The sequence below is a fragment of the Pseudomonas sp. BIOMIG1BAC genome (assembly GCF_001705995.2).
In the GTDB taxonomy this organism is placed as follows: domain Bacteria; phylum Pseudomonadota; class Gammaproteobacteria; order Pseudomonadales; family Pseudomonadaceae; genus Aquipseudomonas; species Aquipseudomonas sessilinigenes.
Genome location: NZ_CP049045.1, coordinates 3,360,829 through 3,382,093, shown reverse-complemented (window position 1 = coordinate 3,382,093; position 21,265 = coordinate 3,360,829). Strand labels below are relative to the sequence as shown.

Here is a 21,265-nt window from a genome sequence, read left to right as displayed (position 1 = left end):
TTCGTCATTGTTTTCGAATCTTAAGCAGGGCACACCATGCACTTCAGCGAATTGATGGCAGTTCTTTCGACCCACCCGATCCATCTTCAACGTGAAGAGGATGACCTGATCATCCTGGGCGACGATGAGGGGCTCGATGACGGGGTGATCGACAGCCTGCGCAGGCACAAGGCGCAATTGCTTGAGTTGATCGCCCGCAACGGTGGCGACTGGCTGAGCCCGGCCTATCGCATTACCCCGCAGATGCTGCCATTGACGACGCTGGACCAGGCGACCATCGACCAGATTGTCGAGGCCGTGCCCGGTGGCCTGGCAAACGTGAAAGACATCTACCCGCTGGCGCCGTTGCAGCAAGGCATGCTGTACCACCACTTGTCCGCCGAGCAGGGTGACCCGTATCTGCTGCAATCGCAGTACGCGTTCGACAGCCGCGAGCGCCTGGAGCAATTCACCGAAGCCTTGCAGTACGTGATCAAGCGTCACGATATTCTGCGCACCACGGTGTTGTGGGAGAGCCTCGATGAACCGGTCCAGGTGGTGCTGCGCAAGGCCGCGCTGGTCAGTGAGGAAGTGCACCTGGACCCGCGCGACGGTGACGTGCTGACCCAACTGCAAGGTCGCTTCGATGCCCGTCATTATCGCCTGGATATTCGCCAGGCGCCGATGATGCGCATGGCTTTTGCGCTGGATTCAGCGAATCAGCGTTGGGTGGCGGTGTTGATGTTTCACCACATGGCGCTGGACCATACCGCGATGGAGGTGGTGCAGCACGAAATGCAGGCCTTCCTGCTGGGGCAGGTCGAGCACCTCGGCGAGCCGGTGCCGTACCGTAACTACGTGGCCCAGGCTCTGCTGGGTGTGACGGAACAGCAGCATGAAGCGTTCTTTCGCGAGATGCTGGGCGACATCGACGAGCCGACCCTGCCTTTCGGCGCGCAGGATGTTCAGGGGGATGGTCACGGTATCGACGAAAGCCACCTGATGCTCGACAGCGGTTTGAGCAAGCGCCTGCGTGCCCAGGCGCGCCAGATAGGCGTGAGTGCCGCCAGCATGGTGCACCTGGCGCTGGCGCAAGTGCTGGGCAAGGTATCCGGGCGCGAGGAAGTCGTCTTCGGTACGGTCCTGCTGGGTCGCATGCACGCGGGCGAGGGCTCTGACCGCGCCCTGGGCATGTTCATCAACACCTTGCCGCTGCGTGTCAGCGTCGGCGCGCAAAGCGTGCGCAGTGGCCTGAAGCTGACCCATCAGCGCCTGACCGCGCTGCTTGCGCATGAGCACGCCTCGCTGGCTCTGGCCCAGCGCTGCAGCGCCGTGGCCACGCCCACGCCGCTGTTCAGCGCGATGCTCAATTACCGCCACAGTGCCATCGGCGCCACCACCGAAGCGCAGGTCGCCTGGGCCGGCATGCAAGCGCTCGGGGCACAGGAGCGTACCAACTACCCCTTGACCGTCAACTTCGATGACCTGGGTGAGGATTTCCATATCACGGTACTCGCGGGCCCCGACATAGGTGCCGAGCGTGTCGCGCGCTACCTCAATGCCGCCTTGCAGAGTCAGGTCGATGCGCTGGAACACACCCCGCAGGCGCCGCTGCAAACCCTGGGTATCCTGCCTGCAACCGAGCGTGAGCATCTGCTGCACGCCTGGAACAGCAACGAAACGGTGTATGCCGACAGCGCACTGATCCACAGCCAGGTCGAAGCCCGTGCGGCGGCGCGGCCTGACGCTGTCGCGGTGGTGTTTGATGACCAGCGCCTGAGCTACGGCGCGCTCAACAAGCGCGCCAACCAGGTCGCGCATCGCCTGCTGGCGTTGGGCGTGCGCCCGGATGATCGCGTAGCGATCTGCGTCGAGCGCGGTCTGGAAATGATCATTGGCCTGTTGGGTATTCTCAAGGCTGGTGCCGGTTACGTCCCCATCGATCCGGCCTACCCCCAGGAACGCATCAGCTACACCTTGCAAGACAGCGCGCCGGTGGCCGTGCTGGTGCAACAGGCCACCCACACCCGGGTGGCCGAATTGTCGGTGCCGGTGATCACGCTGGATGCGGGGGACTGCCAGGACGAATCAACCGGCAACCCCCAGGTCGCGGGCCTGACGCCGGCGAACCTGGCCTATGTGATCTACACCTCCGGTTCCACCGGGTTGCCCAAGGGCGTGATGATCGAACACCGCAACGTGGCGCGCCTGTTCACCGCCACCGAGGACTGGTTCCACTTCAACGATCACGACGTATGGGCTTTGTTCCACTCGTTCGCCTTCGACTTCTCGGTCTGGGAAATCTGGGGCGCGCTGATGCACGGCGGGCAGTTGCTGGTGGTGCCGCAGCTGACCAGCCGCTCGCCCGATGAATGCTATGCGCTGCTGTGCAGCGCCGGTGTGACCATTCTCAACCAGACCCCGAGCGCCTTCCGCGCACTGATCGTTGCCCAGGGCCAAAGCACCCTCAAGCACGCCCTGCGCCAGGTGATTTTTGGCGGCGAAGCGCTGGAACCGGGGATTCTCAAGCCGTGGTACGCGCACACCGCCAATAGCGGTACGCAACTGGTGAACATGTACGGCATCACTGAAACCACAGTGCATGTGACTTATCGCGCCCTTGAAGCGGCGGATGCGCAGCTGGTGGGCGCCAGCCCGATTGGCGGGGGCATTCCGGACTTGCAGTTGTATGTGCTCGATGATCGGCGCGAACCCGTGCCGGTCGGGGTGGTGGGCGAGCTGTACGTCGGTGGCGCGGGCGTGGCCCGTGGTTACCTGAACCGCCCGGAACTCAATGCCGAGCGCTTTATCGCCGACCCGTTCAGCGGCCGCCCCGGCGCTCGCCTGTACAAGACTGGCGATCTGGGCCGTCGCCTGGCAGACGGCAGCATCGACTACCTGGGGCGTAACGACGACCAGGTGAAAATTCGCGGTTTCCGCATTGAATTGGGCGAAATCGAAGCGCGCCTGGCAGCCTGTGACGGCGTGCGCGAAGCCGTGGTGATTGCCCGTGAAGACACGCCGGGGGACAAACGCCTGGTGGCCTATGTGATTGGTGAAGAGGGCATGGCGCCGAACGCCGCCGACCTGCGGACCCAGTTGCTGGTGCATCTGGCCGAGTACATGGTGCCTGCCGCGTTTGTCATGCTCGACAGCTTCCCGTTGACCACCAACGGCAAGCTCGACCGCAAGGCCTTGCCGGCACCGGACGCCGACGCACTGGCGCGGCGTCAGTACGAAGCACCTCAAGGTGCGGTCGAAACTGCAATCGCGACGATCTGGCAGGACTTGCTCAATGTTGAGCAGGTTGGGCGCCAGGATCACTTTTTCGAGTTGGGTGGCCACTCGTTGCTGGCGGTCAAGTTGATCGAGCGCATGCGCCAGGTCGGGCTCGGTGCCGATGTGCGTGTGCTGTTCGGCCAGCCGACCCTCGCGGCCCTGGCCTCGGCTGTCGCCGGTGCGAGCAAGGACGTGGAGGTGCCCGCCAATCGTGTGCCCGAGGGTTGCGATCACATCACCCCGGACATGCTGCCCCTGGCGGACCTCGATCAGGACGCCATCGAGCGCATCGTGGCGACGGTGCCGGGCGGGGCGCGCAACGTCCAGGAAATCTACAGCCTGGCGCCCCTGCAAGAGGGCATCCTGTACCACCATTTGGCGGCCGCCCAGGGCGACCCCTATCTGCAATACGTGACCTTCAGCTTCACCAGCCGCGAGCGGCTGACACGTTTCGCCGACGCACTGCAAGGCGTGATTTCGCGACACGACATTCTGCGTACGGCGGTGGTCTGGGAGCGCCTGGACGAGCCGGTGCAAGTGGTCTGGCGCGAGGCACAGCTGGGCCTTGATGAAATCCCCCTGGATCCGGCCGCCGGTGATATCGCTGAACAACTGACCGCCTGCCTCAACCCGCGCCACCATCGCCTGGACATTCGCCAGGCCCCGCTGATGCGCATCGGCTACAGCGAGGACGCCCCCAACGAACGCTGGGTGGCCGTGTTGCTATTGCACCACCTGGTGGACGACGCCACCTCCCTGCGCATGCTGATCACCGAAGTCGAAGCCCATACCCGCGGTGAAGAAGCACAATTGCCGGCTTCGGTGCCGTATCGCAACTACGTGGCGCAGGCACGCCTGGGCGTGAGCCGCGAAGAACACGAAGCGTTCTTCAGTGAAATGCTGGGCGATATCGACGAGCCAACCCTGCCGTTTGGCCTGCAGGATGTGCAAGGCGATGGCCACGGGGTGGAAGAGGTGCTGCTGCAACTCGATGACACCCTCAACACGCGCCTGCGCAAGCAGGCTCGGCAGTTGGGCGTGACCCCGGCGAGCCTGTATCACCTGGCCTGGGCCCGGGTGCTGGGCGGTGTTTCCGGCCGCGATGACGTGGTGTTCGGTACGGTCTTGCTGGGGCGCCTGCAAGGCGGCGAAGGCGCCGACCGCGCCCTGGGGATGTTCATCAACACGCTGCCGTTGCGCATCAGCCTAAGTGAGGCGGGCGTACGCAGCCTGGTCAAAACGACCCATGCGCGCCTGACCGGTTTGCTCAGCCATGAGCACGCGTCGCTGGTGCTGGCGCAGCGCTGCAGCAAGGTTGCGCCCTCTACGCCGCTGTTCAGCTCGCTGCTCAACTACCGTCAGCTTGGCGGTGGGGATGTGTCCCAGGCCGCGCAGGCCGCCTGGGAAGGTATCGGCATCCTCGACAGCAAGGAACGCACCAACTACCCACTGACCCTGTCGGTCAACGACATGGGCGATGCCTTCAGCCTGTCGGTCATGGCCGACGGCACCATTGGTGCCGCACGCATCTGCGGCTATATGCAATGTGTGCTGGAAAACCTCGTGCAGGCGCTGGAACAGACTCCACAAGCGGCGCTGCCAAGCCTGGGCATGTTGCCGGCGCTTGAGCGTGAGCAACTGTTGCAACACTGGAACGCCACGGACAGCCTGTATGCCGATGCCGCGTTGATTCATCACCAGATCGAGCGCCAGGCGGCCGAACAGCCCGATGCCATCGCGGTGGTGTTTGAAGACAGTCACCTGAGCTACGCCGAGCTGAACACGCGCGCGAACAGGGTCGCGCACCGCCTGCTGAGCCTGGGCGTAAGCCCGGATGAGCGGGTGGCGATCTGCGTGGAGCGCGGGCTGGAAATGATCATCGGCTTGCTCGGCATCCTCAAGGCGGGTGCCGGTTACGTGCCGATCGACCCTGCCTACCCGCAGGAACGCATCAGTTACACCCTGCAGGACAGTGCGCCGGTGGCGGTGCTGGTGCAGGCGGCGACTCAGGCGCGGATTGCCGAACTTGCGGTGCCGGTGATTGACCTGGACGCGACGGACCTGCAACTGCAGCCGATGCAGAACCCGCAAGTGCCTGGCCTGACCTCGGCCAACCTGGCTTACGTGATCTACACCTCAGGCTCCACCGGCCTGCCCAAAGGTGTGATGATCGAGCACCGCAACGTGGCGCGGCTGTTCTCCGCCACCGAAGGGTGGTTCAACTTCAATGACAAGGACGTGTGGGCGCTGTTCCACTCGTTCGCCTTCGACTTCTCGGTCTGGGAAATCTGGGGCGCGCTGATCCACGGCGGGCAGTTGCTGGTAGTGCCGCAACTCACCAGCCGCTCGCCGGACGAGTGCTATGCGCTGCTGTGCAGTGCCGGTGTGACCATCCTCAACCAGACCCCGAGTGCCTTCCGTTCATTGATCGCCGCCCAGGGCCAGAGTGCCTTGAAGCATTCCCTGCGCCAGGTGATTTTCGGTGGCGAAGCCCTGGAACCGGGGATGCTCAAGCCTTGGTATGCGCGTACGGCCAACGCCGGTACGCAACTGGTAAACATGTACGGCATCACCGAAACCACGGTGCATGTGACTTACCGCGCCCTTGAAGCGGCGGATGCGCAGTTGGTGGGGGCCAGCCCGATTGGCGGGCGTATTCCGGACTTGCAGCTCTACGTGCTCGACAGCGCACGCGAACCGGTGCCGGTGGGCGTCGTGGGTGAGTTGTACGTCGGCGGTGCCGGGGTGGCACGTGGTTACTTGAACCGCCCGGAACTCAATGCCGAGCGCTTTATCGCCGACCCGTTCAGCGGGCGTGCCGATGCCCGCCTGTACAAGACCGGTGACCTGGGCCGCTGGTTGCCAGATGGCAGCATCGACTACCTGGGACGCAATGACGACCAGGTGAAGATCCGTGGTTTCCGTATCGAACTCGGGGAAATCGAGGCGCACCTCGCGGCCTGTGACGGCGTACGTGACGCGGTGGTGATTGCTCGCGAGGACCAGCCCGGCAACAAGCGCCTGGTGGCCTACGTCATCGCGGCCGATGGCGCCGAACTTGTGGCGGCCGACCTGCGCCAGCAGTTGCTGGTGTCCTTGGCCGATTACATGGTGCCCAGCGCATTCGTGATGCTTGAGCGCTTGCCGTTGACCACCAACGGCAAGCTTGATCGCAAAGCCTTGCCGGCGCCGGATGGCGATGCCCTGGCGCGGCGCGAATACGAGTGTCCGGAGGGGGAGGTGGAGCAGACCCTCGCCGCGCTGTGGCAAGAGTTGCTGGGCGTGGAACGGGTGGGGCGGCACGACAACTTCTTCGAACTGGGCGGCCATTCGCTGCTGGCGGTGAAATTGATCGAACGCATGCGCCAGCTCGAACTGAGCGCCGATGTGCGTGTCCTTTTTGGCCAGCCCACTTTGGCGGCCCTGGCGGCTGCCGTGGGCGGCCATGCGCAGCTGCAGGTGCCGGCCAACCTGATCGAGCCTGGCTGCGAGCAGATCACTCCCGACCTGCTGCCCCTGGCCGAACTGGACCAAAGCAGCATCGATCGCATCGTCGCCAGCGTGCCCGGCGGCGTGCGCAATGTGCAGGATATCTACAGCCTCGCACCGCTGCAGGACGGTATGTTCTACCACCACCTGGCAGCGGATCAGGGTGATGCCTATCTGCTGCACATGCTGTTTTCGTTTACCGGGCCCGAACCGCTCAACCTGTTCGCCAAGGCCCTGCAAAGCGTGATCGACCGTCACGACATCCTGCGCAGCAGCATCGCCTGGGAAGGGCTCGTGGAGCCTGTGCAAGTGGTATGGCGCCAAGCTTCGCTGGGCCTGGAGCAAGTGGCCATCGACCCGACCGAGGGTGACGTACTGGCGCAACTGCACAGTCGGTTCGACCCGCGCCACTACCGCCTGGACATGACCCGTGCTCCGCTGATGCATTTGGCCTACACCGAGGACAGTGCCAACCAGCGCTGGGTCGGCATCCTTTTGTTCCACCACATGGTGCTCGACCATACCGCGCTGGAGGTGCTGATCGAGGAGGTCCAGGCCAGCCTCAAAGGCCAGAGCGCACAGTTGCCGCCGTCGATTCCGTATCGCGAGCATGTGGCGCAGTCGCGCCTGGGCGCCGATCGCCGGGCCCATGAAGCGTTCTTCGGCGAGATGCTGGGTGATATCGATGAACCGACCCTGGCGTTCGGCCTGCAGAATGTGCAGGGCGACGGCAGGGGGGTCGAGGAATCGCACCTGATGCTCGACAGCGTACTGGGCGGGCGGCTGCGTGAGCAGGCGCGGGTGCTTGGGGTCAGCGCTGCGAGCCTGATGCACCTGGCGTGGGGCCAGGTGCTGGCGCAGGTCAGTGGCCGTGAGGACGTGGTGTTCGGCACGGTGCTGTTGGGCCGCTTGCAAGGCGGTGAAGGGGCAGGGCGTGCGCTGGGCTTGTTCATCAACACATTGCCGTTGCGTGTCAGCATCGGCGCCCACGGGGCCCGCGAAGCAGTGCGTGCCACTCACACGCAACTGGCGCAACTGCTGGCCCACGAACATGCGTCCTTGTCGCTGGCCCAGCATTGCAGCGGCATGCCGGCGGCGCAGGCGTTGTTCAACACCTTGCTCAACTACCGCCACAGTGCGGCCGCGCCTGTGTCCACCGCAGACATTGCCGCCTGGGACGGCATTCAGGCGCTGAGCATGGAAGAGCGCACCAACTACCCGCTGGTGCTTAACGTCGATGACTTCGGCAGCGGCTTTCAACTCAATGCCCAGGCGCTGGTGGGGATTGGTGCACTGCGTGTGTGCGTCTATATGCAGGCGGCGCTGGCGCAATTGGTCGATGCCCTGGAACATGCGCCCGGTACACCGTTGCAGGACCTGTCGGTCTTGCCCGAGGCTGAGCGCCAGGAACTGCTGGAAGCCTTCAACGACAGCGAGCGTCCGTTCCCGCAGACCTCGACCGTGCACGCGTTGTTCGAGGCTCAGGTACGCATCCGGCCGGACGCTGTAGCGGTGGTTCACGCTGAACAGTCGCTGAGCTATGCGCAATTGAACCGGCGCGCCAACCGCCTGGCCCACCACCTGATCGGCCTGGGCGTGCAGGCGGGTGACAGTGTCGCCATCCTGCTGGAGCGTTCCGTAGACTTGCTGGCCAGCCAACTGGCAATCAGCAAGGCAGCCGCGGTGTATGTGCCGCTGGATGTCAACGCTCCCGCCGACCGTCAAACCTTCATGCGCCAGGACAGCGGCGCGCGATGGCTGCTCACCACCAGCGCCCATCAAGCCCCCGAAGGCGGCGAGCGCCTGGACCTGGACAGCCTCGACCTGAGCGATGCTCCGGTCCACGACCCGGCCATTGAACAGTCTGCCGAGTCGGTCGCCTACATCATGTACACCTCCGGTTCCACCGGCGTGCCCAAGGGCGTGCTGGTGCCGCACCGGGGCATCACGCGGCTGGTGATCAACGGTGGTTATGCCGATTTCAATACCCATGACCGTATTGCCTTTGCCTCCAACCCGGCGTTCGACGCCAGCACCATGGACGTCTGGGGCGCCTTGCTCAATGGCGGCCAAGTGGTGGTGATCGACCACGACACGCTGCTTGACCCGCTGCGTTTTGGCGCTGTGTTGAGCGAATCGGCGGTCACGATCCTGTTCACCACCACGGCGCTGTTCAACCAGTACGTACAGCTGATTCCCGACGCCCTCAAGGGCTTGCGCATGCTGCTGTGTGGTGGCGAACGCGCGGACCCGGCGGCGTTCCGCAGCCTGCTTGAGCATGCGCCCAAGCTGCGTCTGGTGCATTGCTACGGCCCGACCGAAAGCACCACCTACGCCACCACCTTTGAAGTGCGTGCGCTGGCCGACGATGCCGAGAGCGTGCCGATCGGCGGGCCGATTTCCAATACGCGCATTTACCTGCTCGACCAACGCCAGCAGCCGGTACCGTTGGGCGTTGTCGGGGAGATCTACATTGGCGGCAAAGGCGTCGCCAAGGGTTACCTGAACCGGCCCGAGCTGACCGCCGAGAAGTTTATTCTGGACCCGTTCAGCCACGAGCCGGGCGCGTTGATGTACCGCACGGGCGACCTTGGCCGCTGGTTGGCCAAGGGCGAACTGGATTGCCTGGGCCGTAATGACGACCAAGTGAAGATCCGTGGTTTCCGCATTGAACTCGGGGAGATCGAAAACCGCCTCGGCGAACACCCGCAGATCAACGAGGTCGTGGTGCTGGCCCGTGAGGACGAGCCGGGCAGCAAGCGCCTGGTGGCCTACTTCACCGAGCACCAGGCGTTGGACATCCAGGCCCTGCGCACCTGGCTGCAAGAGCAGCTGCCGGAGTACATGGTGCCGCGTGCCTATGTGCGCCTCGACAGCCTGCCGTTGACCAATAACGGCAAGGTGGACCGCAAAGCGCTGCCGATCCCGGATCAGGAAGCCTTGCTCAGCCGTGGCTATGAAGCGCCGCAGGGCGAGGTGGAAGTGGCGCTGGCGCAGATCTGGAGCCAATTGCTCAAGGTCGAGCAGGTCGGGCGTGAAGATCACTTCTTCGAGCTGGGCGGGCATTCGTTGTTGGCCATGCGTTTGATTTCCCAGGTGCGTGTGCACCTGGGGGTGGAACTGGACCTTGCAGCGCTGTTTGCCCACCCGCAACTCTCGGCCCTCGCCCAGGCGGTGGCCAAGGCGGGGCGCAGCAGTCTGCCGCCGATCGTGCCGGTGTCCCGTGAAGAGGCGCTGCCACTGTCGTTTGCCCAGCAGCGCCTGTGGTTCCTGGCGCAGATGGACAATGTCGGCGCCGCCTACAACATGCCGATTGGCCTGGGCCTGCGTGGCGCCCTTGATGCGCTGGCGCTGGAGCGCGCCCTGGCGCAGATCGTCAGCCGGCATGAAGTGCTGCGCAGTGTGTTTGTGGTCGATAACGATGAGCCGCAGTTGGTCATCACCCCGGTCGAAGGCGCCTTTGTGCTTGAGCACAACGACCTGCGCGAGCTGGCCGATGCAGCGCAGCAGTTGCAGGCTTTGACCGAGCACGAGGCGCTGGCCCCGTTTGACCTGGTCAACGGGCCGTTGCTGCGTGCGCGCCTGGTGCGCATGGGTGACGAACACCACGTGCTGCTGTTGACCCTGCACCATATCGCTTCTGACGGGTGGTCGATGGGCGTGCTGACCCGCGAGCTGATGGCGCTGTATGGCGCCTTCAGCCAGGGCCTGGCCGACCCGTTGCCGCCGCTGGCCCTGCAATACGCCGACTTCGCCGTGTGGCAGCGCCGCTGGTTGAGTGGCGAGGTGTTGCAACAGCAAAACCTGTATTGGCAACAGGCTCTGGCCGGTGCGCCGGCCATGTTGACGTTGCCCACTGACCGCCCGCGTCCCGCGCAGCAGGACTTCGCCGGTGCGGTGCTGAACCTGCAACTGGATACCGAGCTGACCCAGGGCCTCAAGACCCTCAGCCAACGCCATGGCACCACGCTGTACATGACGCTGCTGGCGGCCTGGGGCGCGTTGCTCAGCCGTCTGGCCGGGCAGGATGAAGTGGTGATCGGTTCACCGGTGGCCAACCGCAACCGTGTCGAGGTCGAAGGCCTGATCGGTCTGTTCGTCAACACCCTGGCCGTGCGTATCGACGCCTCGGGTGAGCCGACCGTGCAAACCCTGCTGGCGCGGGTCAAGGCCCAGACGCTGGGCGCGCAGGCCCATCAGGACCTGCCGTTCGAACAGGTGGTGGATATCATCAAACCTGTGCGCAGCATGGCCTACAGCCCGATTTTCCAGACCATGCTGACGTGGCAGAACAACGAAAGTGTGGCACCGGTACTCGGTGACCTGGTGCTGGAAGGCAGCGGCCAGATCAACAGCGCGGCGAAATTCGACCTGTCGCTGGAGCTGTGCGAGGCCCAGGGCCATATCATCGGCTCCCTGAGCTACGCCACGGCGTTGTTTGATGCACCGACCCTGACCCGTCACCTCGGCTACCTTGAGCGCATGTTGCGCGCCATGGTCGCCGACGATCAGGCACTGCTTGCCCGTGTGCCGCTGCTCGATGATGACGAGCGTCAACAGCAGCTGGCCGGTCTTGGCGGCCTGCGCACTGCATTGCCGGGCGCCACGGTGCACAGCCTGTTCGAGGCTCAGGCACTGCGCACACCGGATGCCCGTGCCGTGCAGGCCGGCAACGGTTCACTGACCTACCGCGAGCTAAACGAGCGTGCCAACCGACTGGCCCACCACCTGCGCGAGCTTGGCGTACAGCCCGATGCCCGCGTGGCGATCTGTGTGGAGCGCAGCGCCGAGCTGATTGTCGGCTTGCTGGCGATTCTCAAGGCCGGCGGCGCCTATGTGCCGATCGACCCGAACTACCCGCTGGAGCGCATTCACTACATGTTGCACGACAGCGCCCCGGCGGCGCTGCTGGTGCACAGTGCCACCGCGCACCTGGCCGGCGAACCGGGCCTGCCGGTGGTCGACCTCGACCGTAATGACGCGTACACCCCGAACCTGCATAACCCGCAGGTGGCCGAACTGACGGCCACACACTTGACCTATGTGATCTACACCTCAGGCTCCACCGGCCAGCCCAAGGGCGTCATGGTCGAGCATCAGGGCGTGGTCAACATGCTTGGCTGGTACCTTGACGACGTGGGTCTTAATGCCAGCGATGCAGTGTTGCTGCTGACCTCCCACAGCTTTGACCTGACCCAGAAAAACATCTTCGCCAGCCTGGCCGTGGGGGCCACCTTACACCTGGCGGACAGCCCGTTTGATCCTTCGAGCATCGTGCGCCAGATCAGCGACCAGGCGATCACCCACATCAACCTGGCTCCCAGCGCGTTTTATGCGCTGATCGAGGCCGACCAGCAGTCCGCCCTGAGCCAGTTGCGCCGCGTGGTGCTGGGTGGCGAGCCGATCAAGCTGTCGCAATTGGAAAAACTGCAGGTGCCGCGTCCGCAATTCATCAACAGTTATGGCCCGACCGAATGCAGCGACGTGGTTGCCTGGCATGCGGTCGACGCTGACCTGGACAGCTACGGTGCCACAGATATTCCGCTGGGCCGGCCATTGCGCAACCTCACGCTCTACGTGCTGGACGCCTACGGGCAACTGGTGCCGACCGGCAGCGTGGGTGAGCTCTACATCGGCGGCGCCGGCGTGGCCCGTGGTTACCTCAACCGTGAAGCACTGACTGCCGAACGCTTCCTCGACGATCCGTTCACGCCGGGCGGGCGCATGTACCGAACCGGTGACCTGGCGCGTTACCGCGCCGACGGCACGCTCGACTACTTGGGCCGCAACGACGACCAGGTCAAGATCCGCGGCCTGCGCATCGAGCTGGGCGAAATCGAAGCGCTGCTCGCGGCCCACCCGGAAGTCACCGAGGCTGCGGTACTGGTACGTGATGAGCGGCTGGTGGCCTACTTCACCGGCCTCGCGCCGCAGATCGAAGAGCTGCGCGCCTACCTGCAAAGCGCACTGCCGGAGTACATGGTGCCGTCGGCCTATGTGCAACTTGACGCATTGCCCCTGAACCCCAACGGCAAGCTGGATCGCAAGGCGCTGCCGGCGCCGGGCCTCGATGCAGTGGTCAGCGGTGTGTATGAAGCGCCCGAGGGCGAGATTGAAGCCACCCTCGCGCATATCTGGCAGGACCTGCTGGGGCTGGAACAGATTAGCCGGCAAGGGCATTTCTTTGATTTGGGCGGTCATTCGCTGTTGGCGATGCGCCTGATTTCCCAGGTGCGCCAGCGTCTGGGTGTGGAACTGGCCCTGGCCGATCTGTTTGCCCACCCGCAACTGGCCGCATTGGCCCAGGTGCTGGCACAGGCGTCCCGCAGTACCTTGCCGGCGATTTTGCCGGTATCGCGCGACCAGGATTTGCCGCTGTCGTTTGCCCAGCAGCGCTTGTGGTTCCTGGCGCAGATGGAGGGCGCCAGCACCGCCTACAACATGCCGATTGCCCTCAGGCTGCGCGGTCACCTGGATGCCGACGCGCTGGAACGCGCGCTCACGGCCATCGTGGCGCGCCACGAAGCCCTGCGCAGTCGTTTCGTGCAGCACAACAGCGAGGCGCTGGTGCGTATCGACCCGGCCGAGCGGGCCTTTGCGCTGCGGCGTCTGGACGTCGACAGCGAGGCCGCTGTGCAAGCGCACATCAGCGCCGACGCGCTGCAACCGTTCGACCTGGAGCAGGGGCCGCTGATTCGTGCACAGCTGTTGCAGCGTGCCGACGACCATCACGTGCTGTTGTTGACCATGCACCACATCGTCTCCGATGGCTGGTCGATGGGTGTGCTGACCCGTGAACTGATGGCGCTGTACGAGGCCTTCCGCCACGGCCAGCCGGACCCGCTGCCGCCGCTGGCCCTGCAGTACGGCGATTTTGCCGTGTGGCAGCGCCGCTGGTTGAGTGGCGAGGTGTTGCAGCAACAGAGCCAGTACTGGCAGCAAGCGCTGGCGGATGCACCCGCCTTGCTGATGCTGCCCACCGACCGTCCACGCCCGGCGCGCCAGGACTACAGCGGCGCGACCTTGACCCTGTTGCTCGACGTCGACCTTACCGCCGGGCTCAAGGCCTTGAGTCAACGCCACGGCACCACGCTGTACATGACCATGATGGCCGCGTGGGGCGCGTTGCTCTGCCGTCTGTCCGGCCAGGATGAGGTGGTGATCGGTTCGCCGGCCGCCAACCGCATGCGTGCCGAAGTCGAAGGCCTGATCGGCCTGTTCGTCAACACCCTCGCCGTGCGTATTGGTGCGGGCGAGGACCTGACCGTCGCCGCTTTGCTGGCGCATGCCAGGGACCGCACGCTGGCAGCGCAAGCCCATCAGGACTTGCCGTTCGAGCAAGTGGTGGAAGTGGTCAAGCCGGCGCGCAGCCTGGCCCATAGCCCGGTGTTCCAGACCCTGCTGACCTGGCAGAACAGCGACGGCCCAAGCCTGGTGATGGGTGACCTGCAGTTCGAAGCGGTCGGCGAGACCAGCAACTTCGCCAAATTCGACCTGTCCCTGGACCTGGGGGAAGTGCAAGGCCACATCGCCGGTAACCTGGAGTACGCCACGGCGCTGTTTGAGGAATCCACCCTGCAACGGTACCTGGGGTATTTCAAGCGACTGCTGCACGCGATGGTCGCCGATGACCAGGCGCAGTTGGCGCATATCGCGCTGGTGGATGAGGAGGAGCGCGATTACCTGCTGCACGCACTCAACAAAACCGAAGTCGCTTACCCGCACGAGGCCACTATTCACCAGTTGTTTGAAGCCCAGGTCGAGGCCACGCCGCAGGCCATCGCGGTGGCGTTCGAAGCTGGGCGCATCAGTTATGCCGAGCTCAACCGCCGGGCCAACCGCCTGGCGCATCACCTGATCGGCCTGGGCATTGGCCCGGACGAGCGCGTGGCGATCTGCGCCGAGCGCGGCGATGAGGTGCTGGTGGGCCTGCTCGGGGTGCTCAAGGCCGGCGCTGCTTATGTGCCGCTGGACCCCAATTACCCGCCGGAGCGCCTGGCTTACATGATTGCCGACAGTACACCTTCGGCGGTGCTGACCCAGCGTCCGTTGCAGGACCGTCTGCCGGCCCTGGCGATCCCGAGTGTGTTGCTGGATGAACCGGTCGAGGGTGCCGACCACAACCCGGTGGTGCCGGGCCTCAATGCCCGTCACCTGGCGTATGTGATCTACACCTCCGGCTCCACCGGCAACCCCAAAGGGGTGATGATCGAGCACCGCGGGCTGGTCAACTACAGCCTCGACGCCGCGCGCCTGTTCGGCTTGACGCCGCAGGACACCGTGTTGCAACAGAACACGCTGAACTTCGACCTGTCGGTGGAGGAGATCTTCCCGGCCCTGTTGGCGGGCGCGACCCTGGCGCCAAGCCGCCATGTGTTCGGCACCGAAGCCGCGCGGGACCCGGCCATTACGCCGACCTTCCTGCACCTGACGGCCGCTCACTGGCACACCCTGGCCGCTGAATGGCATCACGATCCGCAGCAGGCCCAGGCCCATCTGCGTGATGTGCGCTTGATCAACGTGACGGGGGATGCGTTGTCAGCGCAAAAACTCAAGCTCTGGGACGAGGCGCGCCCGGCCCATGTACGGCTGATCAACACCTACGGCCCGACCGAAGCGACGGTGTCCTGCACCACCGCTTACGTGAGTTACACCGGCGACATCAATGGCAACACCACCATCGGCAAACCGATGGCCAACACCCGTATCTACCTGCTCGACAGCCGGCAGCAGCCGGTGCCATTGGGTGTGGCGGGGGAGATTTTCATTGGTGGCGACGGCGTGGCACGCGGTTATCTGAACCTTGAACAGATCAGCACCGAGCGCTTTATTGCCGACCCGTTCAGCCCGGTACCGGGTGCGCGGATGTACAAGACCGGTGACTTGGCACGTTACCTGGCGGATGGCTCGATCGAGTACCTGGGCCGTAATGACTTCCAGGTCAAGGTGCGTGGTTTCCGCATCGAACTGGGCGAAATCGAATCGCGCCTGGGCAACTGCGCCGGCGTCAAGGAAGTTGCAGTGATTGCACGCGAAGACCGCCCCGGCGAGAAGCGCCTGGTGGCCTACGTGGTGCCGCATGCCGGGGTCGAGCTGAGCGCCGCCGGATTGCGCAGCTACCTGGCGCCGTTGCTGGCGGAATACATGATTCCGTCAGCCTTCGTCACCCTGCAAGCGCTGCCGCTCACGCCGAACCGCAAACTGGACCGCAAAGCCTTGCCGGCCCCGGATCAGTCGGCGGTGGCGAGCCGTGATTACCAGGCACCGCAAGGGCGTATCGAACGCCGCCTGGCGCTAGTCTGGGAGCAAGTGCTGCAGCTGGAACAAGTGGGTCGGCATGACAACTTCTTCGAGCTCGGCGGCCATTCGTTGCTGGCGGTCAAGCTGGTGGAGCGCATGCGCCAGGAAGACCTGCGGGTCGACGTCGGTGCCTTGTTTACCCATCCGACCCTTGCCGGGTTGGCCAAAGTCGTCGGCAGCAGCCGCGCGCTGGTGATTCCGGCCAATGCCATTGAGGCTGATTGCCCACGCATCACGCCTGAGTTGCTGCCGCTGGCCAGCCTCAGCCAGGACGAGATCGACAGCATCGTTGCCAGCGTGCCGGGCCAACTGGCCAACGTACAGGACATCTACGGCATGACGCCGTTGCAGGAAGGCATCCTGTATCACCACCTGTTGGCGGATGAGGGCGATTTGTACCTGGAGCAGGCGTCGTTCAGTTTCGACAGCCGCGAGCGCCTCGATGCCTTTACCCAAGCCCTGCAAGGCGTGGTCGAGCGTAACGACATCCTGCGCTCCACCATGCGCTGGGAAGGCTTGGGCGAGCCGGTGCAGGTGGTGTTGCGCCACGTGCCGTTTGCCCTGGAAGAGTTGAACCTGGACGGCGAAGGCGATGCCGGTGCGCAACTGCGTGAGCGTTTCAACCCGCAGCATTTCCGCATGGACCTGCGCGACGCGCCGCTGATGCGCCTGGTGGGTGCCTATGACGTTGGGCAACAGCAGTGGTGTGCGCTGCTGATGTTCCACCACATGCTGTTCGATCACGTCGCCATGGATCTCTTGCAGTACGAGTTGCAGGCGTTCCTCACCGGTCAGCAAGACCGCTTGAGCGCGCCCGTGCCGTACCGCAACTATGTGGCCCAGGCGCGCCTGGGCCTGACGGAGCAGGAGCATGAAGCGTTTTTCAGCGCGATGCTGGCAGACATCGACGAGCCGACCTTGCCGTTTGGCCTGCACGATGTGCAAGCCGGCGGCACGCTGGAAGCGGCGCAACTGCTTGTGGACGAGGACCTTGGCCAGCGTCTGCGCAGCGCCGCACGGCAACTGGGCGTCAGCGCCGCGAGCCTGATGCATGTGGCTTGGGCGCAAGTACTGGCGCATGTCTGCGGCCAGGATGAGGTGGTGTTCGGCACGGTGCTGATGGGAGGGCTGCAGGGCGGTGAACGCGCCTTGGGGCTGTTCCTCAACACCTTGCCGTTGCGCGTCAGCGTGGGCGCCGAGGGTGCACAGGCCGGGGTCAAGGCCACCCATGCGCGCTTGAGCACGTTGCTCGGTCATGAACACGCGTCTCTGGCCCTGGCCCAGCGTTGCAGCGGTGTTGCCGCCCCGGCACCGTTGTTCAGTGCCTTGCTCAACTACCGTCACAGTGCAGGTGCCGCCTCCAGTGAAGACATCGCGGTATGGACCGGCATCCACGCGCTGGGCGGTGAAGAACGCAGCAACTACCCACTGTCGCTGGACGTCGACGACTTTGGCCAGGCCTTCGCCCTGACCGTTCAGGTCAGCCCGGAAGTTGGCGCACAACGGGTCTGCGGCTATATGCACGGCGCACTCGACAGCCTGGTGGATGCCCTGGAACGTACTCCGGACGCGTCGCTGAGCAGCCTGGAGATCCTGCCGCTGGCCGAACGTCAGCAGGTACTGCTGGACTTTAACCAGACTCATACCGACGAAGCCCAGGATCAACTGATCCATGGCCTGTTCGAGGCCCAGGTACTGCGTACCCCCGGCGCGATCGCGCTGGAGTTCGACGGCCAGGCGCTGAGCTACGCCGAACTGAATGCCCAGGCCAACCAGTTGGCCCATCATTTGATTACCCTCGGCGTGCAGCCTGACGACCGTGTCGCTATCGCGCTGGAGCGCGGGATGCAGATGGTGGTGGCCTTGCTCGCCACCCTCAAATCCGGTGCTGCGTACGTACCGCTCGACCCGGCTTACCCGCCGCAACGCCTGGCTTTCATGCTCGGCGACAGTGCGCCACGGGTGTTGCTCAGCGAGTACGCGGTGCTGCCGCTGCTCGGCACGCTGCCACAGGCCATGCAGGTGGTGACCTTGAACAGCGCGCTGCAACCCTGGCGCGAGCTGGGCACGCACAACCCGCAGCCTGCGCAGTTGGGGCTAGTCAGCGAACACCTGGCCTATGTGCTCTATACCTCCGGTTCGACCGGCACGCCGAAGGGCGTGATGATCGAGCATGCCGGCCTGTGCAATGAAATCCAGGCGATTCGTGGCTTGACCGGCTTGGGGGCGGGGGATCGTGCGCTGCAATTTGCGACCATCAACTTCGACGCGTCCATCGAAGAGATTTTTGGCGCGCTGACTTGCGGCGCCACCCTGGTGCTGCGCAGTGCCGACTGGTTGACCGATGCCGCGCAATTCTGGAGCCTGGCGGCGCAGGCACGGCTGTCGGTGATCAGCTTGCCGACTCGCTTCTGGCAAGGCCTGGCGGACGATCACAGCACTGTCATTCCGGCGTCTGTGCGGGTCATTGTGGTGGGGGGCGAAGAACTGAGCCCGGAGGCGGTGCAGCATTGGTTCCTGCGCAGCGGCCACACGCCGCGCTTGCTCAATACCTATGGCCCGACTGAAGCGACGATCATTGCGACCGCCAATGAAGTGTTTGCCGCCAACCCGCATCCTCGGGCCATTGGGCGTCCGATCGCCAACACCCGAGTGTATGTGTTGGACGCCCATGGGCATCCGACGGGCCTGGGGGTGGCCGGTGAGATTCACCTGGCCGGTATCGGGATCGCCCGCGGGTACCTCAACCAGCCGCAACTGAGCAGTGAGCGCTTCCTGGCCGACCCGTTCAGCGACAGCCCGGGCCGTCTGTACAAGACCGGCGACCTGGGTCGCTGGTTGCCGGACGGCACCCTGGAATACCTGGGGCGTAACGACGATCAGGTGAAAATCCGTGGTTTCCGTATCGAATTGGGCGAAGTCGAAAGCGCGCTGTTGGCCTGTGAAGGCGTACGGGAGGCCGTGGTCATGGCTCGCGACGACAGTGAAGGGCAGGTCGCCGGCAAGCAATTGGTGGCTTACCTGTGCGGTTCGACGGTCTCAATCGAGCAACTGCGTGAAGAACTGCTGAGCCACTTGCCGCAGTACATGCTGCCGAGCGCGTATGTCCAGCTGGACAGCTTGCCGGTGACACCGAACGGCAAACTCGACCGCAAGGCGTTGCCGGCGCCTGAGCAGGCGGCGCTTAGCCGCGACTATGCAGCGCCGGTCGGGGCGCTGGAAGAACGCCTGGCGGGCCACTGGGCCCACGTGTTGAAGCTGGCAAGGGTAGGGCGCCACGACAGCTTCTTTGAAATGGGCGGGCATTCGCTGCTGGCGATTCGCCTGGTCAGCCTGCTGACCCAGGACGGCCTGCCGGTCACCCTGGCGCAGTTGTTCCAGCACGCCAGCGTCGCGTCGATGGCCGCGCTGCTGCGCTTGCGCAGCGATGCGCCGGCACTCGAGCAAGGCCTGGTCACGGTACGTGCCGGCGGCACCCAGGCGCCATTGTTCCTGGTGCATGAGTTCAGCGGGCTGAATGTGTATTTCCCAGCGCTGGCCCGGCATGTGGATGCGGACATTCCGGTCTACGGCCTGGAAGGCGTGGCCTGGGGCGAGCCGCAGTTGCGGACCCTGGAATGCATGGCCGCCCGGCACATCGACATGATGCGCAGCGTGCAGCCCCACGGCCCCTACCGTTTGGCCGGCTGGTCGTTCGGCGGGTTGCTGGCGTATGAAATCGCCGCGCAGCTGATCGGCATGGACGAGGAGGTGAGTTTCCTCGGCCTGTTGGACACCCACGTGCCGCGTCTGGTCGATCAAGGCAAGGCGCGCTGGTCGGTGGCCCATGCCCACAGCCTGCACCTGCTCGAACAGTGCCGCGCCTTCTGCCAGGCTCAACGGCCCGTGGATGGACAGGCGCTGGCCACCCTCACGCAGTTGGAGGGTGACGCGGCACAGATGGACTTTGACACCCTGTGGCAACGCTGCTGCGACGCCGGCTTGCTGCAACCGCAGCTGGCGGCGCTGTCCCGTGACGCCTTGTGGGCCTACCTGGACCGTGAAGTCGCCCATGGCCATGGGCAAGCCCATTACAGCTTGTTGCCGCTGACCATGCCGGTGCATTTGTTCACGGCCGAAGAACGCATGGATGAGGCTTCGCGCAGCAGTGACACGCTGGGTTGGGATGAGGTTCTGCCGACGGCCCTGCTGCAGCGTATCAGGGTGCCAGGCGACCACCAGAGCATGATGCAGGCGCCGCACATCGCGGCGTTGGGTCAGGCCATCGGCGATGCCTTGAATGCCTTGCCGGCAACGTCGGCCAACACACCCTACCAACCGGTGCTGACGATTCAGAGCGGGCAGGCCGGGCAGGCACCGATCTTCTGCATACCGGGGGCCGGCGATAGCGTCACAGGGTTTATCGGCCTGAGTGATGCGTTCGGGCCGGCCTGGCCGATCCATGGCCTGCAACCCCGCGGGCTGGACGCCAAGGCGTTGCCCCACAGCCGCGTGGAAACGGCGGCGCAGGCCTATCTGCAGGCACTGGAACAGCAATGCCCGCATGGGCCGGTGCATCTGCTGGGGCATTCTTTTGGTGGCTGGGTAGCCTTCGAGATGGCTCTGCGCCTGCAGGCCCAGGGGCGCGAAGTGTTGTCGCTGACCCTGATCGACAGTGAATCACCGGGCAGTTCGGGCGTGGTCGGCAAGCCGTACACCGCAACCGGCGTGCTACTGCGCCTGATCGAAACCCTGCAACTGGCGGCTGGAAAACCGTTCGGGATTGATCAGCAGGCCTTTGTTGATCTGGATGAATCGGCACAACTGGCAACCTTGCACGCCGCCATGGTGCGCGTCGGCATGCTTTCGGCGCGCTCCACACCTGATGTGATGCAAGGGCCGGCGCGTGCCTTTGGTGCTGCGCTGCGCACGGTCTACCAGCCGCGCCAGCGCTACAACGGTCCGGTGCGCCTGGTGTTGGCCGATGATCCGACGCTGGATGCACAGGGCAATCAACGTGAGCAGACCAGCATGATCGAGGGCTGGAGCCGACACACGGATCACCTGCAGACCTGGTACGGGCCAGGCAACCATTTCACCCTGCTCAAGGCGCCGCACGTCTACAGCCTGGCGTCCTGGTGGCACGACGGCCTGATCGTGCCGCCCGGCAAGGTGACCTCATGACGCGTGATACAGGGGGAGCCGGCACGGGCGCTTGCGCCCCTACCTGAAGCGAACA

The 21,265-nt window shown here is 64.7% G+C and carries 1 protein-coding gene; it reads left to right on the top strand.

Going from position 1 to position 21,265, the window contains the following annotated elements:
* Positions 1–36 precede the first annotated feature (36 nt).
* A complete protein-coding gene (locus tag ATY02_RS15960) occupies positions 37–21,210 on the top strand; it encodes a non-ribosomal peptide synthetase (protein ID WP_068605495.1) in 21,174 nt (7,057 codons plus the stop codon).
* Positions 21,211–21,265: the final 55 nt, after the last annotated feature.

Excerpts from the sequence above, each read along its gene's own strand:
- ATY02_RS15960 (WP_068605495.1), top strand. The coding sequence starts at position 37 with ATGCACTTCAGCGAATTGATGGCAGTTCTTTCGACCCACCCGATCCAT.